At 69.9% G+C, this 22,007-nt stretch carries 20 protein-coding genes and 1 pseudogene; 8 read left to right on the plus strand and 13 right to left on the minus strand.

Annotation, left to right across the window (positions count from 1 at the left end; genetic code table 11):
• Window positions 1-72 precede the first annotated feature (72 nt).
• A complete protein-coding gene (locus ACIQD6_RS12920; protein WP_401881348.1) occupies window positions 73-273 on the minus strand; it encodes a DUF397 domain-containing protein in 201 nt (66 codons plus the stop codon).
• A complete protein-coding gene (locus ACIQD6_RS12925; RefSeq protein WP_401881350.1) occupies window positions 270-1,103 on the minus strand; it encodes a helix-turn-helix transcriptional regulator in 834 nt (277 codons plus the stop codon). The genes ACIQD6_RS12920 and ACIQD6_RS12925 overlap by 4 nt, the downstream gene beginning before the upstream one ends.
• Window positions 1,104-1,218: 115 nt before the next feature.
• Between ACIQD6_RS12925 and ACIQD6_RS12930 the strand changes: the two genes are divergently transcribed.
• Complete coding sequence (locus ACIQD6_RS12930; protein ID WP_401881351.1) at window positions 1,219-1,404, plus strand: hypothetical protein; 186 nt, start codon at window positions 1,219-1,221, stop codon at window positions 1,402-1,404.
• A 216-nt stretch (window positions 1,405-1,620) separates the two neighbouring features.
• A complete protein-coding gene (locus tag ACIQD6_RS12935) occupies window positions 1,621-1,827 on the plus strand; it encodes a hypothetical protein (RefSeq protein ID WP_401881353.1) in 207 nt (68 codons plus the stop codon).
• Here ACIQD6_RS12935 and ACIQD6_RS12940 read toward each other — a convergent pair whose 3' ends face one another.
• Both ACIQD6_RS12940 and ACIQD6_RS12945 read right to left on the minus strand, forming a co-directional pair.
• On the minus strand, window positions 1,828-2,670 hold the full coding sequence (locus ACIQD6_RS12940; protein WP_401881354.1) for a hypothetical protein: 843 nt from the start codon (window positions 2,668-2,670) through the stop codon (window positions 1,828-1,830). It lies immediately after the preceding gene.
• A gap of 56 nt (window positions 2,671-2,726) precedes the next feature.
• Window positions 2,727-3,560 (minus strand): aldo/keto reductase, encoded by an 834-nt coding sequence (locus tag ACIQD6_RS12945; protein WP_401881356.1) that lies wholly within the window; start codon window positions 3,558-3,560, stop codon window positions 2,727-2,729.
• Window positions 3,561-3,803: 243 nt separating this feature from the next.
• Between ACIQD6_RS12945 and ACIQD6_RS12950 the strand changes: the two genes are divergently transcribed.
• On the plus strand, window positions 3,804-4,535 hold the full coding sequence (locus tag ACIQD6_RS12950) for an alpha/beta fold hydrolase (protein WP_401881358.1): 732 nt from the start codon (window positions 3,804-3,806) through the stop codon (window positions 4,533-4,535).
• 216 nt (window positions 4,536-4,751) lie between these two features.
• Window positions 4,752-5,171, plus strand: a complete 420-nt coding sequence (locus tag ACIQD6_RS12955) for a PPOX class F420-dependent oxidoreductase (protein ID WP_401881360.1) — start codon at window positions 4,752-4,754, stop codon at window positions 5,169-5,171.
• A 100-nt stretch (window positions 5,172-5,271) separates the two neighbouring features.
• Here the strand turns inward: ACIQD6_RS12955 and ACIQD6_RS12960 are convergent, their stop codons facing one another.
• Both ACIQD6_RS12960 and ddaH read right to left on the minus strand, forming a co-directional pair.
• On the minus strand, window positions 5,272-7,503 hold the full coding sequence (locus ACIQD6_RS12960; protein ID WP_401881361.1) for an acyltransferase family protein: 2,232 nt from the start codon (window positions 7,501-7,503) through the stop codon (window positions 5,272-5,274).
• A gap of 65 nt (window positions 7,504-7,568) precedes the next feature.
• Window positions 7,569-8,414 (minus strand): annotated as a pseudogene (ddaH, locus tag ACIQD6_RS12965) (dimethylargininase); the annotation flags it as partial.
• Between the two features lie 489 nt (window positions 8,415-8,903).
• On the opposite strand from ddaH, the gene ACIQD6_RS12970 reads away from it, so the two are divergent.
• Window positions 8,904-9,656, plus strand: a complete 753-nt coding sequence (locus ACIQD6_RS12970; protein WP_401881363.1) for a bifunctional DNA primase/polymerase — start codon at window positions 8,904-8,906, stop codon at window positions 9,654-9,656.
• A gap of 240 nt (window positions 9,657-9,896) precedes the next feature.
• Here the strand turns inward: ACIQD6_RS12970 and ACIQD6_RS12975 are convergent, their stop codons facing one another.
• The 7 genes from ACIQD6_RS12975 to ACIQD6_RS13005 all read right to left on the minus strand — a co-directional run bounded on the left by ACIQD6_RS12975 (window position 9,897) and on the right by ACIQD6_RS13005 (window position 17,590).
• A complete protein-coding gene (locus ACIQD6_RS12975) occupies window positions 9,897-10,811 on the minus strand; it encodes a hypothetical protein (RefSeq protein ID WP_401881365.1) in 915 nt (304 codons plus the stop codon).
• Window positions 10,762-11,736: an iron uptake transporter permease EfeU gene (efeU, locus tag ACIQD6_RS12980; RefSeq protein ID WP_401881367.1), complete on the minus strand. Its 975-nt coding sequence runs from the start codon at window positions 11,734-11,736 to the stop codon at window positions 10,762-10,764. Before efeU ends, ACIQD6_RS12975 begins: the two co-directional genes overlap by 50 nt.
• Window positions 11,737-11,757: 21 nt before the next feature.
• Window positions 11,758-13,080, minus strand: coding sequence for an iron uptake transporter deferrochelatase/peroxidase subunit (gene efeB, locus ACIQD6_RS12985; protein WP_401881369.1), 1,323 nt, complete (start codon window positions 13,078-13,080; stop codon window positions 11,758-11,760).
• Window positions 13,081-13,148: 68 nt separating this feature from the next.
• Window positions 13,149-14,288: an iron uptake system protein EfeO gene (efeO, locus tag ACIQD6_RS12990; RefSeq protein ID WP_401881371.1), complete on the minus strand. Its 1,140-nt coding sequence runs from the start codon at window positions 14,286-14,288 to the stop codon at window positions 13,149-13,151.
• Window positions 14,289-14,496: 208 nt separating this feature from the next.
• Entirely contained in the window at window positions 14,497-15,363 is an 867-nt protein-coding gene (locus tag ACIQD6_RS12995; protein ID WP_401881372.1) for a heme ABC transporter ATP-binding protein, read from the minus strand.
• A gap of 66 nt (window positions 15,364-15,429) precedes the next feature.
• Window positions 15,430-16,548 (minus strand): FecCD family ABC transporter permease, encoded by a 1,119-nt coding sequence (locus tag ACIQD6_RS13000; protein ID WP_401881373.1) that lies wholly within the window; start codon window positions 16,546-16,548, stop codon window positions 15,430-15,432.
• Between the two features lies 1 nt (window position 16,549).
• Complete coding sequence (locus ACIQD6_RS13005; RefSeq protein WP_401881375.1) at window positions 16,550-17,590, minus strand: hemin ABC transporter substrate-binding protein; 1,041 nt, start codon at window positions 17,588-17,590, stop codon at window positions 16,550-16,552.
• A gap of 270 nt (window positions 17,591-17,860) precedes the next feature.
• Here ACIQD6_RS13005 and ACIQD6_RS13010 point away from each other — a divergent pair, with 270 nt between their 5' ends.
• From ACIQD6_RS13010 to ACIQD6_RS13020, 3 genes are all read left to right on the plus strand, one after another.
• Window positions 17,861-19,312 (plus strand): HtaA domain-containing protein, encoded by a 1,452-nt coding sequence (locus ACIQD6_RS13010; RefSeq protein ID WP_401881725.1) that lies wholly within the window; start codon window positions 17,861-17,863, stop codon window positions 19,310-19,312.
• 125 nt (window positions 19,313-19,437) lie between these two features.
• The gene (locus tag ACIQD6_RS13015; protein ID WP_401881377.1) at window positions 19,438-21,084 is read left to right on the plus strand and encodes an HtaA domain-containing protein; all 1,647 of its coding nucleotides are present in this window, start codon (window positions 19,438-19,440) and stop codon (window positions 21,082-21,084) included.
• A gap of 104 nt (window positions 21,085-21,188) precedes the next feature.
• Window positions 21,189-21,842, plus strand: a complete 654-nt coding sequence (locus tag ACIQD6_RS13020) for a PhzF family phenazine biosynthesis protein (RefSeq protein ID WP_401881379.1) — start codon at window positions 21,189-21,191, stop codon at window positions 21,840-21,842.
• Window positions 21,843-22,007: the final 165 nt, after the last annotated feature.

The following is a 22,007-nucleotide window of genomic DNA, read 5'->3' on the forward strand; positions in this document are numbered from 1 at the left end:
GGCGGGACTTCCGGTACGAGAACCCCGGGGGCAGCGGCGAGTGGGACGTGGCTGCGTGTGCCGGACGTGTGGTTACTGGGTGGCGAAGGCGACAAAGTCTGTCCACGCGGCCGGGGTGACGAGCAGTGCCGGGCCGGTGGGGGCCTTGCTGTCGCGTACGGGGACGATGCCGGAGGGGGCGAGGTTGCGGGCGAACTCGACGCACTCGCCTTCTTGGCCGCTGCTGTAGCTGGACTTCTCCCACTGCGCGTTGGAGAGATCTATTGTGCTCATGCGGTCCATTCCTCCATCACCTTGCGCATCAGGTCGATAGACGCTTCTGGGGAAAGCGCGTCGGCGCGTAGCCGATCGTAAAGCACGCTCGCATCTGCCACGGTCTTCCGGGAGTCGGTGACATGGCCCGCTCCCAGGGTCTCCTGGTAGAGGACGTCCGGCTCACTGTCGCCGAACTTCATCAGCGTGAATGCCAGAGACCAAGCGGGCTCACCTGAACTGAACGGGAGCACTTGAAGGGTGAAGCGAGGGGACTGCGCCTCCTCGATCACATGGGCCAGTTGCTCGGCCATGACAGCCGGGCTTCCGATCACGCGCCGGAGGCAAGACTCGTCCAGGACCACCCACACCAGTGGGGGATTCTCCTTCTCCAATACCTGACGGCGTTTCAACCGGCGCGCGACCCTCGCGGCGGTCTCGTCCAGGTCATCGGTTGGGCACCCTTTCCGGAACATTGCGTGGGCATACGCCTCGGTCTGCAACAGGCCTGCGATCACACTGTTGCTGTAGTTCAAGATTGCGGAAGCCTGCTGCTCAAGCAGGACGTACGGCTCGAACCAGTCCGGATACCCGCCCCGTTCGGCACAGCGGTCCCGTAGCCGGGCGAACGTCCTTGGCGTACCGAAGACTTGGTCGCAGCCCGTCGCGAACTCCGGGCTGGCCATGCGTTCCCCGGCTTCCACCTTCGCCACGTACTGCTGGCCGTACCGCGCGGGCGCGCCGACCTGCTTCTGGCTCAGCCCCCTGGCCAGCCGCCACTCCCGTACCTCGGTGCCGAAGTAGGTGGCCCCGCTGACCGGTCCCACCACCTCGCTCGGGTCGTTCGCCATATGCCCTCCTCCTTACCCCAAGCCCATTGACGTGCGTTCAACCCTGTTCAGCGTACGCACGAATCCCGATCCTTGGACACAGACGGTAATTGATCAACGACGGAGGGGCGCGTCTGTGACGAGCAGGGAAGCACCCAACATCACCATTGACGCCGAGGAGTTGGCCGTGCGGCCACCGGCCTCGGACTGGTTCCATCGCCTCATCCCCGAGAGTGTGCCGCGTACCTTCGCCGAGCCGACACCGGAGTTGACGGAACGTGTGGCGCGCGGATTGCTGAGGCTGGCCGATGACGGGCAGTGAGGCGCGCAAGCGGTTGTCGTTGATGATCGCCGCGTTCGGAGTGGACGGTTCGCTGGTCGTACCGGCGCGTGGTCCCGGGGCGGAGGGCGCGGACCTCGCTCCCCGGAACGCGCTCACGTGGCCGCCGTGCAGGTGTGGACACCCGTCGTGCCCCGACTCCGAGTCCGACCCTCCCTCCAATCCCGTCCCCGGCCCCCGGACCGATGGGAGCGGGCAATGAACGTGCCACCGCCCGAAGTTGAGCCCCAACCCGCAGCCGACTGCGATGTGTGCGCCGCGCTCTACCGTCAGCGCGAGCAGGCGCGCAAGGCCGGTGACCATCGGATGGTGCGGGACTGGAACGACGAACTGCTCAACCACCCGCACCGACGGTCGGGGGACTGGCGGGTCAAGGAAGCGGCCCCAGACGTGTTCCCTTGGTGACTACGCCTGGGGGCCGGCGGGGCCGGCGGGGCCGGACACCGTGAGCAGGACCGGATTGACCGTTCCGGTGGCGCGGAGGGCATCGATGAAGATCTCGATCGTCCACGTGGCCACGTCCAGCGACCATTCGCGGGCCCCGCAGCGGAATGCCATGACCTCTCGCATGCCTATGGTCTGCAACTCCCCGGCCAGCGGCAGGGACAGACCTTCGTGCCGGGACCCCGGCGCGGAGATCGCCTCGATGGTCATGCGCCCGTGAGTCCGCTCCCGGGCCAGGTCGCAGACCTCTTGGACGCGGCCGTCGAGCCCGGCGCGGCCGTCGAGACCGGCCGTATCCCCGGCTGACAGCGTCACCGTCAACTCGGCCGAACCGTCCGGATCGGCGAGAGCGAACCAATCCGCAGCGCTGACGAGGTCGAAGCCGCTGTCGGGTGCCAGACGCAGGGGGACTAGTGCGTGCAGGCCCGTGAGATGGAAGCGGCCAACGCGTCGAAGGGCGTCACCGAGGACGGTGGCCGCCGGCAGCACGGGGAGACGCTGTTCGTTCAGATCCTCGGCGGGCGAGAGCTGGAGCCAGGCGATCTGCCGTACGCGGCCGTCCTGGGTCCAGTCGCCGCCCGCGTCGTTGTGTCCCCAGCGTTGGCCGCCCAGTTCCGAACCACTGCTCAGATGGGTTGAACTCCACCCGTAGGCGGTGGCGCGTTTCACGGCGAGGCTGAAGACGTCCTCGTCGAGGTCGTACTCGGCGTTGACCCGGTCGATCCACGGATGCCGGTCGAAGATCCCGTGCAGCCCCAGGATCATCGACGGATCATCCAACTCCGCGTAGCTCACAGCCGTCACTCACAGTCGTTCTCCTACAGTCCCGCACCACATCGGCAATACGGCGTCCGGCCAGGTCACAGGATGTCGAGCGGCTCCTTGCGGGGCGGGGGCGGGAAGGCCTCATCGAGAGTACGGAGGTCGTCGTCCGTGAGGCGCAGGTCGAGGGCCGCGCGGTTTTCTTCGACGTGCGCCGTGGTGGACGCTTTGGGGATGGCGATGACGTCGTTCCGGCGCAGCACCCAGGCGAGCGCCACCTGGGCGGGGGACGCCCCGTGGCCGGCGGCCACCGCGCCCAGGGTCCGGTGGCCCAGCAACCGGCCCTGTTCCACGGGGGAGTAGGCCATGATCGGGACGGCGAGTTCCCGGCAGCGGGGGAACAGGTCGTACTCCGGGCCCCGGCGGGCAAGGTTGTAGAGCACCTGATCGGTCTCCGGGCGGACGCCGTCCGGGAGTTCGGCGAGGTCGTCGACGTCCAGGTTGCTCACGCCCCAGGCGCCGATACTGCCGTCCGACACCAGGGCTTCCATGGCCTCGACGGTCTCGTGGAGCGGCACGCTGCCCCGCCAGTGCAGCAGATAGAGATCGATCCGGTCCGTCCCCAGACGGCGCAGGCTCGCGCGGCAGGCGTCGGCCGTACCCTTTCGGTCGGCGTTGGACGGCAGCACCTTGCTCACGAGGAACACGTCGTCCCGTCGGCCGCGCATCGCTTCGCCGACCAATTCCTCGGCGGCGCCGCTTCCGTACATCTCGGCCGTGTCGATCACGGTCATCCCGAGGTCCAGACCCCGCCGGAGGGTGGCGATCTCCTCGGAACGCCGCGCGGGATCGTCCCCCATGCGCCAGGTGCCCTGCCCGAGTGCGGGCACCTTCTTGCCGGACGGGAAGGTCACGGTCCGATCCGCTGTCATGGTGCGCTCCTTGTCATCGTGTGTTCTTTCTCAGCCCTGTCGTACTCGGCCGAACTCAGCGTCGTCGCCATGCTCGCAGCCACCCGACGACGCGCGTTTCGGCCGGTCCGGGACACACCGGGAAGTTGAGCCGTACTCGGGTATCCCCAGCAAGGCGGCGAGCCGCCGTGCCAGGCATTGGGACCCGGGCCGCAGGTAGGGTCGGTGCGAGGAGAGTGCTGATCTGGGGGACTTGGGGGACTCATGACGGCAGCGGGTGCACCGCCCATCGTCTTCGTACACGGGACGCGGTTCAGCGCGGGACAGTGGAGCCCACAGCTCGCCGCACTCCAAGAGGGCTTCCAGGTGGCCGCTGTTGACCTACCGGGCCACGGCGCCCGCTCCGCCCAACCCTGGAGCCTGGACGCGGCGACGGAGATCATCGCCACCGCGGTGGACTCGCTCGACCGCGGACCGGCTCTGATCGTCGGGCACTCGCTCGGCGGATACGCCTCGCTGGAGTTCGCGCGGCGCTGCCCCGAGCGACTGCGGGGGCTGGTCCTTGCCGGGGCCAGCGCCTCGACTCGTGGCCCGTGGGCAACGCCGTACCGGTGGGTCGCCGGGCTCGTCCCCCGCATACCGGCGGACCGGCTGGCCCGGTGGAACGACCGGTTGCTGCGCCGGCTCTATCCACGCCAGGTGGTGGAGGCGACCATCCGCTCCGGCTACGCCTTCCACACCCTGCCGGCCGCCTGGGGCGAAGTCCTGGGCCGCTTCGACGCGGGTGCCATGCGTCATGTGGCGGCTCCCGTGCTCATCTTGAACGGCGAGAAGGACACCGTCTTCCGGTCCGGCGAGTCGGACTTCGCCCGCGCGCATCCGGACGCCCGCGTCGAATTGATCCCGCGGGCGGGACATCTCGCGAACTTCGACGATCCGGATGCCTTCACCGATGCTGTCCGCCGCTTCGCCCTGCAGTTGCCTGTTCGCAGCTGAGCGTGCCGGAGCCGGGCAACGAGTGGCCCGTCATAGACGGGGTCGCTCCCTTGCCGGGGAGCCCTGCGGTGGCGCGTGCCGGGGAGCCCTGCGGTGGCGCGGCCTCCCGCCGTACAGAAAACTCGAACCGCTGAATGTGCGAGGCGGTTCGGGGCAGACGATCATGCCGATGAACGTCCGGATCAATGCGGCGAAACGCGTCACGGAGGGTGTCCCATGTCGAAACCACCGCTTCCCGAAGAGGCGATCGCGATGTTGCGGAAGGCCAATCCGGCCGTCGTGACGACCCTGCGCTCGGACGGCCAGCCGGTGTCCACGGCCACCTGGTACCTCTGGGACGACGGCCGGGTGCTGGTCAACATGGATGAGGGGCGTAAGCGGCTGGAGCATGTACGCAACGACCCTCGGGTGACGCTGTCCGTGCTCGACGAGGGCAACTGGTACACGCACCTCAGCATCATCGGCCGTGTCACCGAACTCCGGGAGGACGAGGACCTGACCGACATCGACCGGTTGGCGCAGCAGTACCTGGGCAAGCCCTATCCGCAGCGGGACCGCCGCCGGGTCAGTGCGTTGATCGAGATCGACCGCTGGCACGGCTGGGGCACCTTGAAGGACTCCAGCCAGCCCGGCTGAAGCCCCCGGCTGACTCCTGCCGGGCTGACTCCTGCCGGGCTGACGCCTGCCGGGCTGACGCCTGCGCGGCCCGCCCGGTCAGCTTCCGTCACGAGATCCGCTACGGGCTCTTCGTCGTGGACAGGCGGTCGTCGAGTACGGGAGCGATCGCCTCCGCGTAGCCCTCGGCCATGTGGCTGTCGTCGCGGTAGACGAACGTGTCCCCCACGACCACGGGACACGTCCCCGTACGGGTGCAGAGCCAGGACTCGGGATCGATGACCGACACCCCGGCCGACCTCGCCGCGGCCTTGGTGGCGGCCCCCCGGGTCCGGCTCCGGATCGCCTGGGGCAGGTGATTCGTACAGCGCCCCAGCGCCAGCGGGTACGTGGACGCGCAGTCGACCGGGTCGGTCTTCGGCCAGGGGGTGTCGAGGATGGCGGTCACCCGGGCGCCGGTGCTCGTCAGCGCCCGGAACGTGTCGCGGTACCCGTCGGTCCACCCCTGGAGCGGGTCGCTCATGGCCTGTGCCGGGGTACCCGCGTCCGAAGACGAGACGATCACCATCGACGGGCCGATTTCCCTGATCTTGTCGAGTGCCTTGCGCCGCCAGGCGTCGCAGACCGTGTACGGCCTGTGGTTGTCGACGGTCGTCACCGCGGGCACCTTGCAGGACGCCTTGGTCAGCGAGACCAGTTTCCAGCCGTGTTTCCGGGCGAGCGGTTCCAGCGCCGGGAACCACTGAGCGGCGTGGGAGTCGCCGAAGAGTACGACGGTCTTCTTCGAGGAGCGGTCTCCGTAGACGCACAGTGGCGTCCGCGTACTGTCGTAATTCTGATGACAACCGTCCTGGTAGATCGCGGACTTCGTGCTTTTGATCTGCCCCAGCGCCGGACTGAGATTGTTCGGCAGGCGCGCACCGGACGTCTCCAGGAACTCCGTCAGGCGTGACGGAGATCGCGGCGCCGCCGCGATCCCCGCCTTGAGGGCGGGCGCGGCCGTACCGGAGTCGATCGGCGGCGGGAAGGCCGCCGCGATCAGGGCCGCCGCCGCGGCTGCCGCCGACAGGCCGAGACCGAGCCGCAGCCCCCGGCCCGGCCGGCCGCGGAACGCCGTGTGGAACCGCACCGGATTCTCCACCAGGCGCAGAGTCCCCCAGGCCAGGAACAGGGCGACCGCGCAGAGTGCGAACGCGAGCGGCAGGTCCAGGGGCCTGACCAGTGCCTTCGGCCCGATGACGAGGAGCGGCCAGTGCCACAGATACCAGCTGTACGACAGCCCGCCGAGCCAGATCGCGGGCCGCCGCGCGAGGAGCAGCCGGGCGTCGAGCGGGGCGGGCGAGCAGCCGCCGGCCAGTACGAGCGCGGCCCCGAGGACCGGCAGGAGCGCGGCGTACCCGGGAAACGGTGTGCTCTCGTCGAACCGGATCGCCGACAGTACGACACAGCCCAGGCCGATCCATGTCATCGCTGCCGAGAGCGTTGCGGGCAGCCGTTCCAGCCGGGTGACGGACATCGCGAGAAGCGCTCCGACGCCCAGTTCCCAGCCGCGGGTGTGCAAGCCGAAGTACGCCCAGGGCGCCGAAGCCTCCGTCACGTACACGCTCAGCCCGAGCGACGTCAGGCAGAGCGCGGCGAGCACCGCGGCCGGCAGCCACCGGCGCCGCGCCACCTTCCAGGTGAGAAGCAGCAGCAGTGGCCACAGCAGATAGAACTGCTCCTCGACCGCCAGCGACCAGAAGTGCTGGAACGGTGACGGCGGGCTTCCCTGGGCGAGATAGTCCGTACCGGACAGCGCCAGCCGGAAGTTCACCGCGTACAGAGCGCTGCTGAGCGCGTCCCCCGCGTACTCGGCGAGGCGGACCGTCGGCAGGAACAGCCACGCGCCGACGAGCGTGGCGACCACGACGAGCGTCGAGGCGGGAAGCAGGCGCAGCGCCCGGCGGGCGTAGAACTTCCGGATCGATATACCGCCTGTGGCGGAGAGTTCACGCGCCAGCGACGAGGTGATCAGAAAGCCCGAGATCACGAAGAAGACATCGACACCGACGTAACCGCCGCTGACGCGGTTCACCCCGGCGTGGGAGAGAACGACCAGCGTGACGGCCAGGGCACGGAGTCCTTGGATGTCGGTACGCGGTGGAGGCGGAGGTGGGGGCGTAGGTGGAGGCGGAGTACGGGAGCTCGTGTCCGTGCGGGCCTTCGTGCCGGTGCCGGTGCCCGTGCCCGCACCCGTATCCGTACTCGTGCTCGCAGGGGCCTCGGTACCGGCAGACGCGGAGCGCGGTATCCATATGCGGCGACGTTTCCGTGCTCCCGGAATCGACGCCACGCCTTGTGCCTGTTCTGCCACTGAGAGTTCGAGCCGTTTCCGTGATCCCCGTTACCGATCCGGCCATCGTGAACCGTGCAGGTGAATCACGGGCGTAGCTCTTGTGTACAGCACTTGACGCTGCCGCCTCCCTTGAGCAGTTCGCCGAGATCCATGCCGAGCGGCTCGAATCCCCGCTCGCGCAAGGGCTCGTAGAGCCCCGACGCGGCTTGCGGCAGCAGGACGTGAAGGCCGTCGCTCACCGCGTTCAGTCCCAGCGCCGCCGCGTCCGGCTCGGTGGCGACGAGCGCGTCGGGGAAGAGGCGGGCGAGGACGGACCGGCTGCCGGGGGAGAAGGCGCCGGGGTAGTACATGATCTCGTCGGCTGTGTCGTCCAGTACGCACAGGGCCGTGTCCAGGTGGTAGTAGCGCGGGTCGATCAGGTCCAGGCCGATCACCGGCCGGCCGAAGAACTCCTGTGCCTCGTCGTGGGAGAGCGGGCTGGAGCGGAAGCCGCGCCCGGCCAGCAGGTAGGTGGCGGTGACGGCGAAGTCGCCCTCGCCCTCGTTGATGTGGATGGGCTCACGGATGTCGGGATAGCCGTGGGCGCGGAACCACGCGAGGTGTGCTTCGGCTTCGCCCGTACGCTCCGGATGGGCGAAGCGGGCGCCGAGCACCCGCCCGTCGATGACGGTGGCGCCGTTCGCCGCGAAGACCATGTCGGGCAGGTCGGGGAGCGGGTCCAGCAGGGAGACGGTGTGGCCGAGCGCGTGGTACCGGTCGCGGAGGTCTTCCCACTGGGTGAGGGCCAGCCGGAGGTCGACCGGCTTCGCCGGGTCCATCCAGGGGTTGATCGAGTACGTGACCCTGAAGTGGCGCGGCGGACACATGAGATAGCTGCGGGGCGAGGCTTCACGAGGCAATGAGGGCTCCTCACGAGCTGCGGTGCACGTGCACGCGACGTGTGCGTGCTGTTACCCATGGTCCGCTCTGTCCCGCTCGCGCGCTGTGAACCGTTCGGGTGGTTCATGGTTGTTCATCGTGCTTCATGATGTTTCATCCGGAACGTCTGTGGTTCATCCGGAACGCCCGAGGCGATGCATCTCGCCTCGTCAGCGCGTGAATCCCGTCGATTGTGCGCCGTACGGCCTGGCCTGCGGCACTGCGTGCCATGCCCGATCCCGCCGCTCCCGCCTCCCCCGTCCGGTGGGGGCGCGTGGGGGCGCGTGGGTGCATGTGGGGCGGATGTGGGGCGGATGTGTCCAACGCCACCGCGCTCCGGCGCCCGAATCACCGCTTTATATCGGTGCATACCTGTGCATTAAGTCCCGTGGTGGGGCGTGGTCCCTCGTACCCCGGTTGGGGAGCGCGGCCACGTCAGGAGCAGGATGGTGCGACCATGGGAGAGTCCGCAGGGGCAAGCGGGGAGTGTGAGGGGATAGATGGGCGACGATTTCGGCCGCTACCGCGGCACTGAGAGCAGGTTTCCCCAGTGGCTGCGCAGGCGCCCGAAGAAGAGTGCCGGTAGCTCCGCGCTCGACGGAGGCGCGGCCGGCCGAGAGGCGCTGCTCCTCGCCGTCGCCGAGGCCGGTATGCCCATCTCGCCCGCGGCCCACCCGGTCGGTTACCGATGTTCCTGCGACCGGATCGGCTGTCCGACCCCGGCCAGGCATCCCCTCTCGTTCGCCTGGCAGACCCAGTCCACAACCGATCGCGCGCAGATCGAGCGCTGGGCCCGCAACCAGCCCCAGGCCAATTTCATCACCGCGACCGGCATGATCCACGACGTGCTGGACGTCCCGCTCGAAGCGGGCGCCAACGCACTGGAGCGCCTGCTGGACCAGGGCATCGACGTCGGCCCCGTGGCCGACTCCGGCGGCGACCGGATGCTCTTCTTCACCGCGACCCGGGGCACCCCCGAGGACGAGGACGAGTGGTGGCCCTGTGAACTGGACTGCCACCCCGAGACGATGGACGAGCACCCGGGCCTGCGCTGGCACTGCCGGGGCAGCTACGTTCTCGTACCACCGGCCCAACTGCCCGGCGACCTCGGAGTGCGCTGGCTGCGCGGTCCCGAGCACGAACTGCCGGACCCGCTGACGCTGTTGGAGACTCTGACCGACGAGTGCGCTCGTTACGCGGGAGAGAACGGCGAGCTGGACCCGCACGCGGTGGCCTGGCCGCTGGGCCGCTGACGCTGTGCCCCCTGCGACCCTTGCGACTCCGGGGACCTTTGCGAGACGCGCGACCCCTGCGAGACGCGCGACCCCTGCGAATCCCGCGACCCTTGCGACCTCTGTGACCTTGTGACAGGAGAGCCGATGGCCCGGCTGCCGGGCCATCGGCACTGTTCCCCCGCAAGTTCCGCGCGTCCGTGCGTCCGTGCAAGTTCCGCGTGTCCGCGTGCCGCGTGTCCGTATAGATACGCCGTCCGTCTACGAACCCGTCGCGCCCGTAACTCCCTGAAGCCGCCCGGTCACTTCGACCCCCGGCGAGTCCGTGCCGCTCTTCGGCACCAGCGCCGTCTGGCTGGAGATCCAGTCCTTGGTGAGCGAGCTCTTCACCTCGCCCTTCATCAGCGCCTTCACATCCGAACTCACCTCGGGCCGCACGCCCTTCGCGCCCGTCTGGCGTTCGAAGAACCGCGTCGCGAAGAACGCCATCGCGCCCCCATCCGCCGTCCGCAGCCCCAGCGGCGCGAAGTCGCCCTCGGACAGCGGCTGGTCGGCGTACTGCGTGGTTATGCCGGGCACCCGCTCCTTCTCCTTGCGGCTGTCCCGCCACTGGTCCGTGTGCGGCCCGGACGCGAAGTGCTCCGGCGTACCGTCCTTCAGGTACGAGGTGTACTCCGGGCTCAGATCCTCCGGCGCGACCGCCAGCGCCTTGCTGTCCGGCTCCACCGACTCGCCCCAGCCGTCCTTGTCGGTCTTGAACTCCGGGACCTTGTCCGGGGCGAGGATCGTCAGGTACGCGCACTCCCACTCCTTGTCCGGACCGCCGCGCACAAAGGCCAGCACCCACCGGAACTGCGGCCCGTTCGCCTGGTTCCGGTTGCTCTTGGTGTCCGCGACGAAGAAGCGCGGCCAGCCCGCCTTCTTCGGAATGGTGAACTTCGCGTCGGTCAGCTCCAGCGGCTGATGCGCGGAGTTGCCGTCCGGGGCGGTGATGCTGCGCGCCTTGAGACCGGCCTGGTTGATCGCGCCGAGCGCACCGGTCACCCGGTCCGCGTCGAGCGTCGGATCGTACGCCTTGTCCGCCTCGTTGTAGGCGTCGGTGAAGTCCGCGAGCGCCCGCCGGGCCTCACTCCGTTCCGCCGACGGCAGGACCGCCAGCTCCCCGTGCACCGTCACGCACCCGCTCGCCGTCAGGCACAGCACCGTCACCGTCGCCAGCCCCGCCGCTGCCCGAATCGGCCTTCTCAGCCTGCTCATCGGTCGCCTTCTGCTTCTGCTTCTTGACCGCCACTGACCGTGCGAACCCTACCGGGGCAAGGAACAGAGCGAGAGTCGGGACCAGATACAGGCACCAGACCGTCACCTGGAGCACGGTCGGGTCCGGCTGGAAGTTGAGGACACCCTTGAGGAGTGTGCCGTACCAGCTGTCCGGCGGAATCGTCGTGCTGATGTCGAACGCCTTGTCCGCCAGACCGCCCAGGAAGCGCGCCTCCTGAAGATCATGGACACCGTACGCGAGGACCCCGGCCGCGACGACCACCAGCATCCCGCCGGTCCAGGTGAAGAACCTCGCCAGATCGATCCTGACCGCGCCCCGGTAGAAGAGCAGGCCCAGCACCACCGCGCTCGCGATGCCGAGCAGCACACCGATCAGCGGCGCGTGCGTACCGTCCTGCGAGGCACGCACCGACGCCCAGACGAACAGCGCCGTCTCCAGGCCCTCCCGGCCCACGGCGAGGAACGCCGTCGCGACCAGCGCGCCCGTCCCCATCTGGAGCGCCGAGTCCAGCCGGCCGTGCAGCTCCGACCTCAGATGCCGCGCCGTACGCCGCATCCAGAAGACCATCCAGGTCACCAGCCCCACCGCGACGATCGACAGCGAACCGCCGAGCGCCTCCTGCGCCTCGAACGTCAGCTCCTGCGAACCGAATTCGAGCCCGAAGCCGAAACCGAGCGCGAGGGTGACCGCGACCCCGATACCGATCCAGACAGGGCGCAGCGCGTCACGTCGGCCGGTCTTCACCAGGTACGCGATCAGGATGCAGACGACGAGACTGGCCTCAAGCCCCTCGCGCAGACCGATCAGATAGTTGCCGAACACGTCTCGGGTTCCTTCCGTTGTTCAGGAGAACAGCGCCCGCCCCCACCAGTCGTCCTTGTCCCGGACGCCCGGCGGGATGGCGAAAACCGCTGAACCCACGTGCTGGATGTACTCGTTGAGTGCGTCGGAGCGCGCCAGAGACCGCTGTACGGGGATGAACGCGTCCCGTACGTCACGCTGGTACGCCAGGAAGAACAGCCCCGCGTCGAGACGGCCGAGGCCGTCCGTACCGTCCGTGAAGGAGTAGCCGCGGCGCAGCATGCGGACCCCGTGGTGGGAGTCCGGATGCGCCAGGCGTACGTGCGACGTCGGCAGCATCGCCTTCAGGCTGGGCTTGTCGTGCTCGTGCGCCTTGCCGACCGCCGCACCCTCGCCCTTGTCCCGGCCGAAGACGTCCTCCTGTTCCTGGAGGGACGTACGGTCCCAGCTCTCGATCCGCATAGAGATCCGGCGGGCGACGAGGTACGAGCCGCCCGCCAGCCAGGCCGGACCGTCCTTCTCCGACACCCACACGTGCGTGTCGAGAGCGGCGGAGTCGGTGCCGGCGATATTGCTGGTGCCGTCCTTGAAACCGAAGAGGTTGCGCGGGGTCTGGGCGCCGGGCGTGGTCGACGACGTCTTGCCGAAGCCGAGCTGCGACCAGCGCACCGCGACCTTCCCGAAGCCGATCCTGGCCAGATTGCGGATCGCGTGCACCGCGACCTGCGGATCGTCGGCGCACGCCTGGACACACAGATCGCCGCCGCCGCGCGCCGGGTCGAGGTTGTCGCCGGGGAACTTCGGCAGATCCACGAGCGCGGCCGGGCGCTGCTTCTCCATGCCTCCGCCGAACCGGCCTGTGCCTCCGTCGAACCGGCCCCTGGCGAAGAGCGACGGGCCGAAGCCGACGGTCAGAGTGAGCCGGGACGGCTGGAGGCCGAGCGCCTCACCCGTGTCGTCCGGCGGAGCCTCGGCGAGACCGCCGTACGCGCCCTCACCGACCGCGTGCCCCGCCGTCATCCGCTCGGCGGCCCGGGTCCAGTCCTTGAGCAACTGGGCCAGTTCCGCCCGGTCTTCGGTCGTCACGTCGAACGCGGCGAAGTGCAGCCGGTCCTGTACGGCGGTGGCGATACCGGCCTGGTGCGGGCCGTGGAAGGGCACCGCCGCGCCGGAATCGGCGGCCGACGCGACGGCGTTCCTGTCCCTGTCGCTGTCGTCCCCGTCCCCGTCCCCGTCCCCGTCCCGCAGGACGGTGATGGTGCCACCGGCCGCGACGGCGCCGAGCGCGAGCCCGGCACCGCCCCAGCCGAGCAGCGAACGGCGGGAGGGGGCTGCTTTTTCCTCGCTGGTTTCGTCCTCGGACATGGATCGCGACCCTTACCTGGCTACGTGACTACGTGACTACGTGACTACGTGACTACGTTGCTACCTGGCTACTTGACGACAGCGGCGGCGAGCTTGGACAGCGGCTCCGCCAGCGCGTTCACGCCGTCCGACAACTCCTTGCGCTGCTTCTCGCCGACCTTGTCGTACGAGGTGAACGCGTACGAGCCGGGCGCGTCGCGGTACTTGTCGAGCAGCTTGTTCAGCGCGGCGAACTGCTTGTCCAACTCGGTGACCAGCGCGGCGTCGTTCTTCGCGGCGACCGGCTTGAGCAGCTCGTACGACTGCTGCGCGCCCTCGACGTTGGCCTTGAAGTCGACCAGGTCGGTGTGGCTGTAGCGCTCCTCCTCGCCCGTGACCTTGCCGGAGGCGACCTCGTCCAGCAGTTCCTTCGCTCCGTTGGCCATCGAGGTCGGAGTGATCTCGGCCTTGCCGACGCGCTTCTGCCAGTCGAGAAGGTCCTTGTCGAGGGAGTCGGCGAGCGAGGTGGCGTCCGGGCCGAGCTTCTTGTCCTGCCAGAGTTCCTTCTCCAGCCGGTGCCAGCCGGTCCACTTCTGGCCCGGCTCCAGGCCGTCGGCGCGGACATCGACCTTCGGGTCGATGTCGCCGAAGGACTCGGCGACCGGCTCGGTGCGCTCCCAGCCGATACGGGAGGGCGCGTATGCCTTCTTCGCCGCCTCGATGTCACCGGCGCGCACGGCGTCGGTGAACGTTTTGACCTTCGGCAGCGTCTCGTCGGCCTGCGCCTGGACGTACTGGCGGTACGCGGCGACCGCGGCGTCCATCTCCGGGCTCCGCTTGGCGGCCGTACCGCCGGTGACGGTGACCTTCTGGCGGATGCCGTCGCCCTTCATGCCGGGCTTGCAGGCGATCTCGTACGAACCGGCCTTCACCTCGGCGGTGACCTTGGCCTTGGTGCCGGGGCCGATGTTCTCGCGCTCGGTGACGATCCGGTCGTCCGGGAAGAGGACGTACACCTCGGTGACCTTGCTGCCCTTGTTCTCGACGGCCAACTCCACATGGCCTGCGGGGAATTCCTTCTTGGACACCTCGCAGGAGTCGTCCTTCGCCGTGACCTGGACGGCGCCGTCTCCGGCCTTGGCGTCGCTCTTCTCGGTGCAGCCCGTGACGGCGGTCAGGGCGGCCAACGCGGCGGTGGTGGTGGCGACGGAGAGGCGGGCAGGTCGCATACGGGGCTCCACGATGGAAGGAACGGAAGAAAACGGCACGAACGAACGGGCGGATTCCTGAGTAAAAGGGAAGCGAAGTGGGCTCAACTTAACTAAGGCTTACCTTGGTCGCGACCGTTCGTCCAGTGATTCGGCTCTCACTTCCGCCGCTGGATACGGGCAGGTCACGGCGGCCTTTTGGCCGCGCCACGGCAGGGTCAAATGCCGGTCAAGAAGGGTGTCTCCGGACCGGGAGCACCAGTGGGGTTCCGGTCCGGGGGTGCGGGAGCACCTCGACAGGCTGTCGGTAGACCCGGCTCAGGAGTTCGTCGTGGAACACCTCGGACGGCGGCCCCTCGGCCGCGATCGTCCCGTCGTGCAGGACGGCGGTTCGGTCCGCGTGGGCCGCCGCGAGCCCCAGGTCGTGCAGGACGACCACGACGGCGTCGCCCGCCGCCGCGCGCTCCCGGCAGATGCGCAGGACCAGTTCCTGATGGCGCAGATCGAGTGCGGCGGTCGGTTCGTCGAGGAGGAGCAGCGGGGCGCGCTGGGCGAGGACCCGGGCGAGGGCGACTCGGGCACGCTCGCCGCCGGAGAGCGCGGAGAAGGGGCGCGCGGCGAACTCGGTGACCTCGGTCGCCGCCATCGCCTCGGCGACGGCCGCCTCGTCCTCGTGCTCCAGCTCGGTCCCGGCCCAGGGCGCCCGGCCCATCCGTACGACATCCGCGACCGGGAAGGGGAAGGAGAGCGTGGCCGCTTGGGGGAGTACGGAACGGCGCAGGGCGAGTTCCGGTGCGGACCAGGCGTACGCGGGGCGCCCGTCGATCCGTACCTCGCCACGGTCCGGACGGAGATCGGCGGCGAACGCGGCGAGGAGGGTCGACTTCCCGGCCCCGTTGGGCCCGACGAGCGCGAGCACCTCACCGGCGCGCGCGGTGAGATCGATCCCGGACAGGACGGTGCGTTGACCGAGGCGGACATGGAGACCACGGACTTCGGCGACGCCGTCGCCGGGGACGGCGGGGGAGGGGAGCGGACGCCCGCGTGCGGCGAACAGGCCCTTGAAATTGACGCGTTGCCTCAAATCCCGCTTCATGACCTGCCCGGCCTCATGTCCCGTCTCATGGCCTGTCCTGCCGCATGCCCTGTCCGATGACCTTCCTCATGCCCAGCCCCCTTGTTTGCGCCGCGTCCGGCGCAACAGCCAGAAGAAGAACGGGCTGCCGAACAGCGCGGTCAGTACGCCCAGGGGCAGTTCCGCGGGCGCCGCGACCGTACGGGCCGCCAGGTCTCCCGCGACCAGGACCAGCGCGCCGCCGAGAGCGCTGCCCGGGACGAGGAAGCGGTGGCCGGGGCCGTTCGTCATCCGCAGCAGATGCGGCACCAGCAGACCCACGAACGTGATGATCCCGGCCACCGCGACCGCCGCCGCCGTGAGCAGCGCGACCACCAGGACCAGCACGATACGGAGCCGCTCGACGTCCACCCCCAGGTGGCGTGCGGGCCGTTCGCCGAGCGCGAGGAGATCCAGCTTCCGCGCGGAGAACGGCGCGACGGCCAGACCGGCCAGCGCGCACGGCAGTACGGCGAGGACCTTCGGCCAGGTCGCCTGCGCCAGCGAACCGAGCTGCCAGAAGGTGATCTGCGTGATCTGCGCGTTGTCGGCGAAGAAGATGAACAGCCCGATCAGCGCCCCCGCGAACGCGTTCACCGCGATGCCGGTGAGGATGAGCGTGACCACTTCCGTACGGCCGCCGGAGCGGGACAGCGCGTACACCAGCAGGACGGTCGCGAGCCCGGCGACGAACGCGCAGACCGTCACCGTCCAGTTGCCGAAGAAGCTCAGCCCCAGCGCGATCGAGGCCACCGCGCCGACCGCGGCGCCCGACGAGATCCCGATGACGCCGGGCTCGGCGAGCGGATTGCCGAACACACCCTGCATCAGCGCGCCCGCGCAGCCGAGCGAGGCGCCGACGAGCAGCGCGAGCACGACGCGGGGCAGCCGGACGTTCCACAGGACGCTCTCGCCGACACGGTCGAGCGCGGCGCCGCCGAGCCCCATCCGGTGCTGGACGGAGGCGAGTACGTCCCCGAGAGGGATGTCGTACGCGCCGATCCCGGCGGAGAGCAGGCAGAGGAGGAGCAGCGCCGCGAGCAGCGCGACGGTGAGCACGGTGGTGCCGCCGGCGGGCCGTCGCCGCTTCTCGGTTCCGGCCGGGGTGCCGGTGCCGGTGCTCGCGCTCGTGCCTGTCTCGGTGTCGGCGTCGGATACTGACGTCACGTCACTTTCCGTCCACGTACAGCTGTTTGACGATCGACTCCAGCACCTCGTCCGTGCGCGGACCGTAGTTCAGCAGCACCCCGTCATCGACCGAGACGACCCTGCGGTCCATCCCGGCCGGGGTCTCCGCGACGCCCGGGATCTTCACCAGGCCGTCCGGCCCGCCCACGGAGTCAAGTCCCTTGGTCATCACCAGGATCGCGTCGGGCGCGGCTTTCGCCAGCGCCTCGCTGGTGATCGCGGTGAAGTCCTTCCGCAGCCCCGACGCCTTGCCCGCGTCGACCGCTCCGGCCGCCTCCAGCAGCGAACTCGCCCCGGAGTCGGCCCCGCCGAGCAGATAGACCGAGGCCGACCCGCGCAGGTAGAGGAAGGCCACGCGTGGTCTCGGGTCGCCGCTCCCATGTGCCGGAATGTCCTTCTGCACGCGGCTGATCCGCTGATCCGTGCGTTGCTTCAGCTCGGCGCCCGCCGCCTTGACACCCAGCGCGCCGGCCACCGCGTCGATCCGTGTGCCCACGTCGTCCAGGCTCTTGGCCGGTGCGACGACGACCAGCGGGATGCCCGCGCCGCGGATCTGGTCGATGGCCTCGGCCGGGCCCGTGGTGGTGTCCGCGAGGACGAGGGTCGGCTTGAGCGAGAGGACGCCTTCCGCCGAGACGTCGTGCGCCCGGGTCACCACCGGGAGTTTCGCGGCCTGTTCGAAGGTGGCGGTGATGTCCCGGGCCACGACCCGCTTTCCGAGGCCGAGAGTGAAGACGATCTCGTTCAGGGATCCGGTCAGTGGCACGATCCGTTCGGCCGAGGTGACGGTGACCTTTCTGCCGTCCGCCGAGTTCACGGTGGTGGGCAGGTGTGGTTCGGGCACGGTGGCCAGGGGCTCCACGCGGTCGGCGGGGGACGTGGCCGAGTGAGGCTTCGGGCCGGACGCGTCCGTACCGCCGTTTCCGCTGCCACTGCCAGGGCCGTTGCCACCGCAGCCGGTGGCGGCGAGTGTGAGGGCAAGCACAGAGAGGAGCGCACCCGTGAGGCGTGTTCTGCGCACCGAGTGCACCGTCCTGTTCGTTCGGTCGAGGCTTCTGCGGCGGAAGGGCTTCCGGCACAGGCTGGAGATAGCTTAGGTTAGCCTTACCTCGCTCGCCAGGCCTGAGGTGATTCCGCGTCAGGTTTGCCGTCCGGGGCTGTTGTTCCGGCTCGCTCACCGGCTCGTTCGAGGGCCCGTTCACCGGCCCGTTCGACGAGGCGTTCACCGGTTCGTTCACTGATTCGTTCACCGGTTCGTTCACCGGTTCGTTCAGATGTGGGAGTGACTTCGATGCTGTCCTTCAGTCCTGTGCGCACGTTCGCTGTCGCGCTCCTTCTGGCACTGTCGGCGGCCCTGCTGCCGGCCGCCGGAGCGCAGGCGGAGGACCGTACGGTGCGAGGCGGCAGGCTCGACTGGGGGATCAAATCCTCGTTCCTGAGCTATGTCACCGGGCCGATAGCGCAGGGCAGTTGGTCCCTCAAAGGGGGCGCGGCCACCGTGGACAGCCACTTCCGGTTCCACTCGGCCACCGGCTCGTACGACCCGGACAGCGGCGCCTTCCGGGCCGGCTTCTCCGGCGGGGTCCGCTTCGTCGGCCACCGGAAGGGCGACGGATCGTACGAACTCGACCTCACGATCAGCCGCCCCACCGTACGGATCTCCGCCGACGGCAGCGGCACCCTCCACGCCGATATGACCAGCAGGGCGAAGGGGGCCGGCAAGGTCAACCGGACGTCCCAGGTCCCGCTCGCCGAGCTCGATCTCTCCGGCATCGACATGACCGGCGGCAGCAGTCCCGTCACCCTCACCGGCGTCCCCGCGACGCTCACGTCACAGGGCGCGGAGGCCTTCGCCGGCTACTACACGGAGGGTACGGAGCTCGACCCGGTCAGCCTGTCCGTGGATGTCGCGACGGCGGGCAAGCCCACCGCGACGCCCACCAGCAAGCAGAAGGAGAAGGAGAAGAAGAAGGGCGAAGCCGCAGGCTCCTTCGAGGACGCGGCAGTCGACTGGGGCGTGCGCCGCACCTACCGGGAGTACGTCACCGGCCCTGTGGCCAAGGGCACGTGGACGCTGAGCGAGGGAGCCCAGGACGGTGGCGCGTTCTTCCGCTTCCCGAAGGGCAAGGGAACGTACGACGCGAAGAAGGGGACGCTCGACGCCGACTTCGCGGGCCGTATCCGCTTCACCGGCACCGAACTGGATCTGACACTGAGCAAGGTCGCCGTACGGGTCAAGGACGGCAAGGGCACCCTGTCCGCCGATGTCACCGACGCGGCCGAGGGCAGCCCACCCCGCGAAGCCGTCCCCCTTGTCTCCTTCGAGGCCGGGGACTTCACGCCGAAGAAGGGCCTTGCCTCGCTCAAGGAGGCCCCCGCGAAGCTGACGTCGCAGGGCGCGAAGGCCTTCGGTTCCCTCTACTCGGCCGGCACGGAGATGGATCCCGTCTCACTCGCCGTCGCCGTCGACAAGAAGGCGCGGCTGCCCGCGCTGCCCGACCTGGGCAGCGGCGCCACGGCCTCCGCGCGGGCGACGGCCGCCACCCGTGCCCCCGGCTCCGCCGCCACCGAGCCCGGCGCCGGTTCCGCCTCGCCGTCCTCTTCGTCCTCTTCGTCAGTCGGCGCGGGGACGTACGCGGCGATCGGCGCGGGCGTGCTCCTCACGGCGGGACTCGCGGTCTACGTGTTCCTGAGGCGCCGTCGCGCCAACGCCAACGCCAACTCCGGCCCGGACAAAGGCTGATCGTTCCGCTGCCGCCCGTACACGCACTCACGGGCACGCCACACCACGACACGGGCACGCCACACCACGACAAGCCGCACCACGCCATGCCACGCCACGCCACACGATCGAGGAGTACACCGACCATGGCTGCCACTCGCCGTCCCATAGCCCTCGCCGCCGCCATCGCGACGGCGGCCGCCCTCGGCGCCACCGCCTTCGCCCTCCCGGCGCTCGCGTCGGGCATCCCCGCCGCCGCGCCCGTCTCGGCTCCGGAGGCGTCCCCGGCCGCCGTCCCGCAGGTGGACCTGCGGGACGGCACGCTGGACTGGGGGCTGAAGGAGTCGTTCCGTAGATACGTGACGAGCATCGCCAAGGGGACCATCACGGCCACTCACGGCGCCACCCAGGCGACGGGCAACGGGCCGTTCACGTTCTCCAACGGCTCGGGTACGTACGATCCGAGCACGCACAACGTGGCGACGGACTTCGACGGCAGCGTCCGCTTCGCCTCTCCGGCGCACGGCTTCGACATCGAGGTCACCGACGTCAAACTGGTCACGGAGGGCACGGGCGGCGCCATCGAGGCGGACGTCACCCTGAACGGCACGACCCAGGACGACATCGCGCTCGCCGCGATCGACCTGACGGGCATCCGGCCGGAGACGGGCGACGGCTCGATGGTCTTCAAGGACATCCCGGCCAAACTGACCGCCGACGGCGCGAAGGCCTTCAACGGCATGTACACGGAGGGGACGGAGCTGGACAGGGCGACGCTCGCCGTCAAGTACTCCACGGCCACCCCGACACCCACTCCCACCCCGACCCCCACACCGACTCCCACGCCGTCCGAGTCCCAGCCCACCCAGCCCGGCACCACCACCCCCACCACCAACCTCACCCCGGACCCGGCCCCTTCGGTCCCCCAGGCGCCCCGGGTGGCCGAGAACGGCGCGATCGCCGACGGCAATCTCGACTGGGGCGTCAAGGAGTCCTTCCGCTCCTACGTCACGGGCCCGATCGCCAAGGGCAAGGTCGAACTCACCTCCGGCGCCCAGCAGTCGGGCGCCGTCTACCGCTTCCCCAAGGGCACGGGCACCTTCGACGCGGACGCGCAGACCCTCTCCGCGTCCTTCGGTGGCACGGTCCGCTTCCTCGGCCACCAGGAGTCCGGCGAGTACGTCCTCGACCTCACTCTGAGCGGCCTCCAGGTCAAGGTGAAGGACGGCAAGGGCACGCTCGTCGCCGATGTCAGCGCCAAGGACCGCGAGACGCACAAGGTCACCGCGTACAAGGGCCTGGCCGTCGCCAGTCTGGACGTCCCGGCCGGCAAGCTGGCCGCCAAGGACGGCGTCCTCACCCTGAGCGCCGTGCCGGCGACCCTCACCGGCGACGGCACGAAGGCGTTCGGCGGCATGTACGAAGAGGGCACCGCACTCGACAAACTGACCCTCGCGGTCACCCTCGACGACAACGCGAACCTCCCCGGCGGTACAGGCGGTACGGGCGGTACGGGCGGTACAGGCGGTACGGGCGACACGTCCGGCGGCTCAGCCACGACGGGCGGTACCACCGGCGGTTCCGGCACGACGGGCGGTGGCACGGTCGGCGGTGGCACGGTCGGCGGTGGCACGGTGGGCGGTACGACCGGCGGCACCGGTTCCCTCGCCTCCACCGGATCCGGCCTCCCGACGGGCGCGTTCCTGGGCGCCGCGGGAGTTGTCGGCGCCGCGGGTGCGGCGGTCGTCTTCGCGGCCAAGCGCCGCACCTCGTCCCTGGGGGAGGAGTCCTGACCCGTACTGCGTCCCCGCTCCACGGCAGGGCCGTACCGCCGGATCCGAACCGCGGTACGGCCCTGCCGCGTTGGAACCGGAAGGCGTGATGTTTGAATGCCGGGGTGACTGACATCGACGTACTCAGCGTCTTCTGCGGGGCCGACGGCCGACACGGCAATACGCTCGGTGTCGTACGCGAAGGGAGTCACCACCCCGACCGGGCGGCCCGGCAGGCCATCGCCGCGCGACTCGGCTACAGCGAGACCGTGTTCGTGGACGACCCCGAGCGCGGTGTGGTCGACATCTACACCCCGGGGGTGCGGCTGCCGTTCGCCGGACACCCGCTCGTCGGCGCGGCCTGGCTGCTGGATCTGGAGGCCGTGAATCCGCCCGCCGGGGAGGTCTGGGTCCGTCAGGACGGCGAGTTCACCTGGATCACCGCGCGCGCCGAGTGGGCCCCGCCGCGCACACTCCAGCAGTACGGTTCCGTCGCCGAGGTCGACGCGCTGCCCGCGCCGCCGCCGGGGGAGGGCTGGCTCTACGCCTGGGCCTGGCAGGACGAGGCGGCCGGGCGGGTCAGGGCGCGGGCCTTCCCCCGGCGTGACGACGGCGTCGCCGAGGACGAGGCGACCGGCGCGGCGGCCCTGTTGCTCACGGCGCGGCTGGGGCGCGCGCTGAACATCACGCAGGGCCGGGGGTCGCAGATCATCACGGCCCCCGGGCCCGACGGATGGATCGAGATCGGCGGACGGGTGCGGCTGCTCACGGACCGCTGAGCCGACTGCTGAGCCTGAGCCCTGAGCTCTGAGCCGCGATCCACGAGCCCTGGACGGCGGGGTGGGGGGGGGGGCGGGGGGGGCCCCCCCCCCCCCCCCCCCCCCGGGGGCCCCCCCCCCCCGGCCCCCCCCCCCCCCCCCCCCCGCCCCCCCCCCACACCGCAC

It is taken from the genome of Streptomyces sp. NPDC088400, from assembly GCF_044753355.1.
In the GTDB taxonomy this organism is placed as follows: domain Bacteria; phylum Actinomycetota; class Actinomycetes; order Streptomycetales; family Streptomycetaceae; genus Streptomyces.

What these genes read in the sequence shown, in the direction of transcription:
- efeB (WP_401881369.1), bottom strand. Translation starts at nt 13,080, where the DNA reads ATGTCCGAGGACGAAACCAGCGAGGAAAAAGCAGCCCCCTCCCGCCGT.
- ACIQD6_RS12955 (WP_401881360.1), top strand. Translation starts at nt 4,752, where the DNA reads ATGTCGAAACCACCGCTTCCCGAAGAGGCGATCGCGATGTTGCGGAAG.
- ACIQD6_RS13015 (WP_401881377.1), top strand. Translation starts at nt 19,438, where the DNA reads ATGGCTGCCACTCGCCGTCCCATAGCCCTCGCCGCCGCCATCGCGACG.
- ACIQD6_RS12925 (WP_401881350.1), bottom strand. Translation starts at nt 1,103, where the DNA reads ATGGCGAACGACCCGAGCGAGGTGGTGGGACCGGTCAGCGGGGCCACC.
- ACIQD6_RS12945 (WP_401881356.1), bottom strand. Translation starts at nt 3,560, where the DNA reads ATGACAGCGGATCGGACCGTGACCTTCCCGTCCGGCAAGAAGGTGCCC.
- ACIQD6_RS12995 (WP_401881372.1), bottom strand. Translation starts at nt 15,363, where the DNA reads ATGAAGCGGGATTTGAGGCAACGCGTCAATTTCAAGGGCCTGTTCGCC.
- ACIQD6_RS13010 (WP_401881725.1), top strand. Translation starts at nt 17,861, where the DNA reads ATGCTGTCCTTCAGTCCTGTGCGCACGTTCGCTGTCGCGCTCCTTCTG.
- ACIQD6_RS12920 (WP_401881348.1), bottom strand. Translation starts at nt 273, where the DNA reads ATGAGCACAATAGATCTCTCCAACGCGCAGTGGGAGAAGTCCAGCTAC.
- ACIQD6_RS12970 (WP_401881363.1), top strand. Translation starts at nt 8,904, where the DNA reads ATGGGCGACGATTTCGGCCGCTACCGCGGCACTGAGAGCAGGTTTCCC.
- ACIQD6_RS12935 (WP_401881353.1), top strand. Translation starts at nt 1,621, where the DNA reads ATGAACGTGCCACCGCCCGAAGTTGAGCCCCAACCCGCAGCCGACTGC.
- efeO (WP_401881371.1), bottom strand. Translation starts at nt 14,288, where the DNA reads ATGCGACCTGCCCGCCTCTCCGTCGCCACCACCACCGCCGCGTTGGCC.
- ACIQD6_RS12950 (WP_401881358.1), top strand. Translation starts at nt 3,804, where the DNA reads ATGACGGCAGCGGGTGCACCGCCCATCGTCTTCGTACACGGGACGCGG.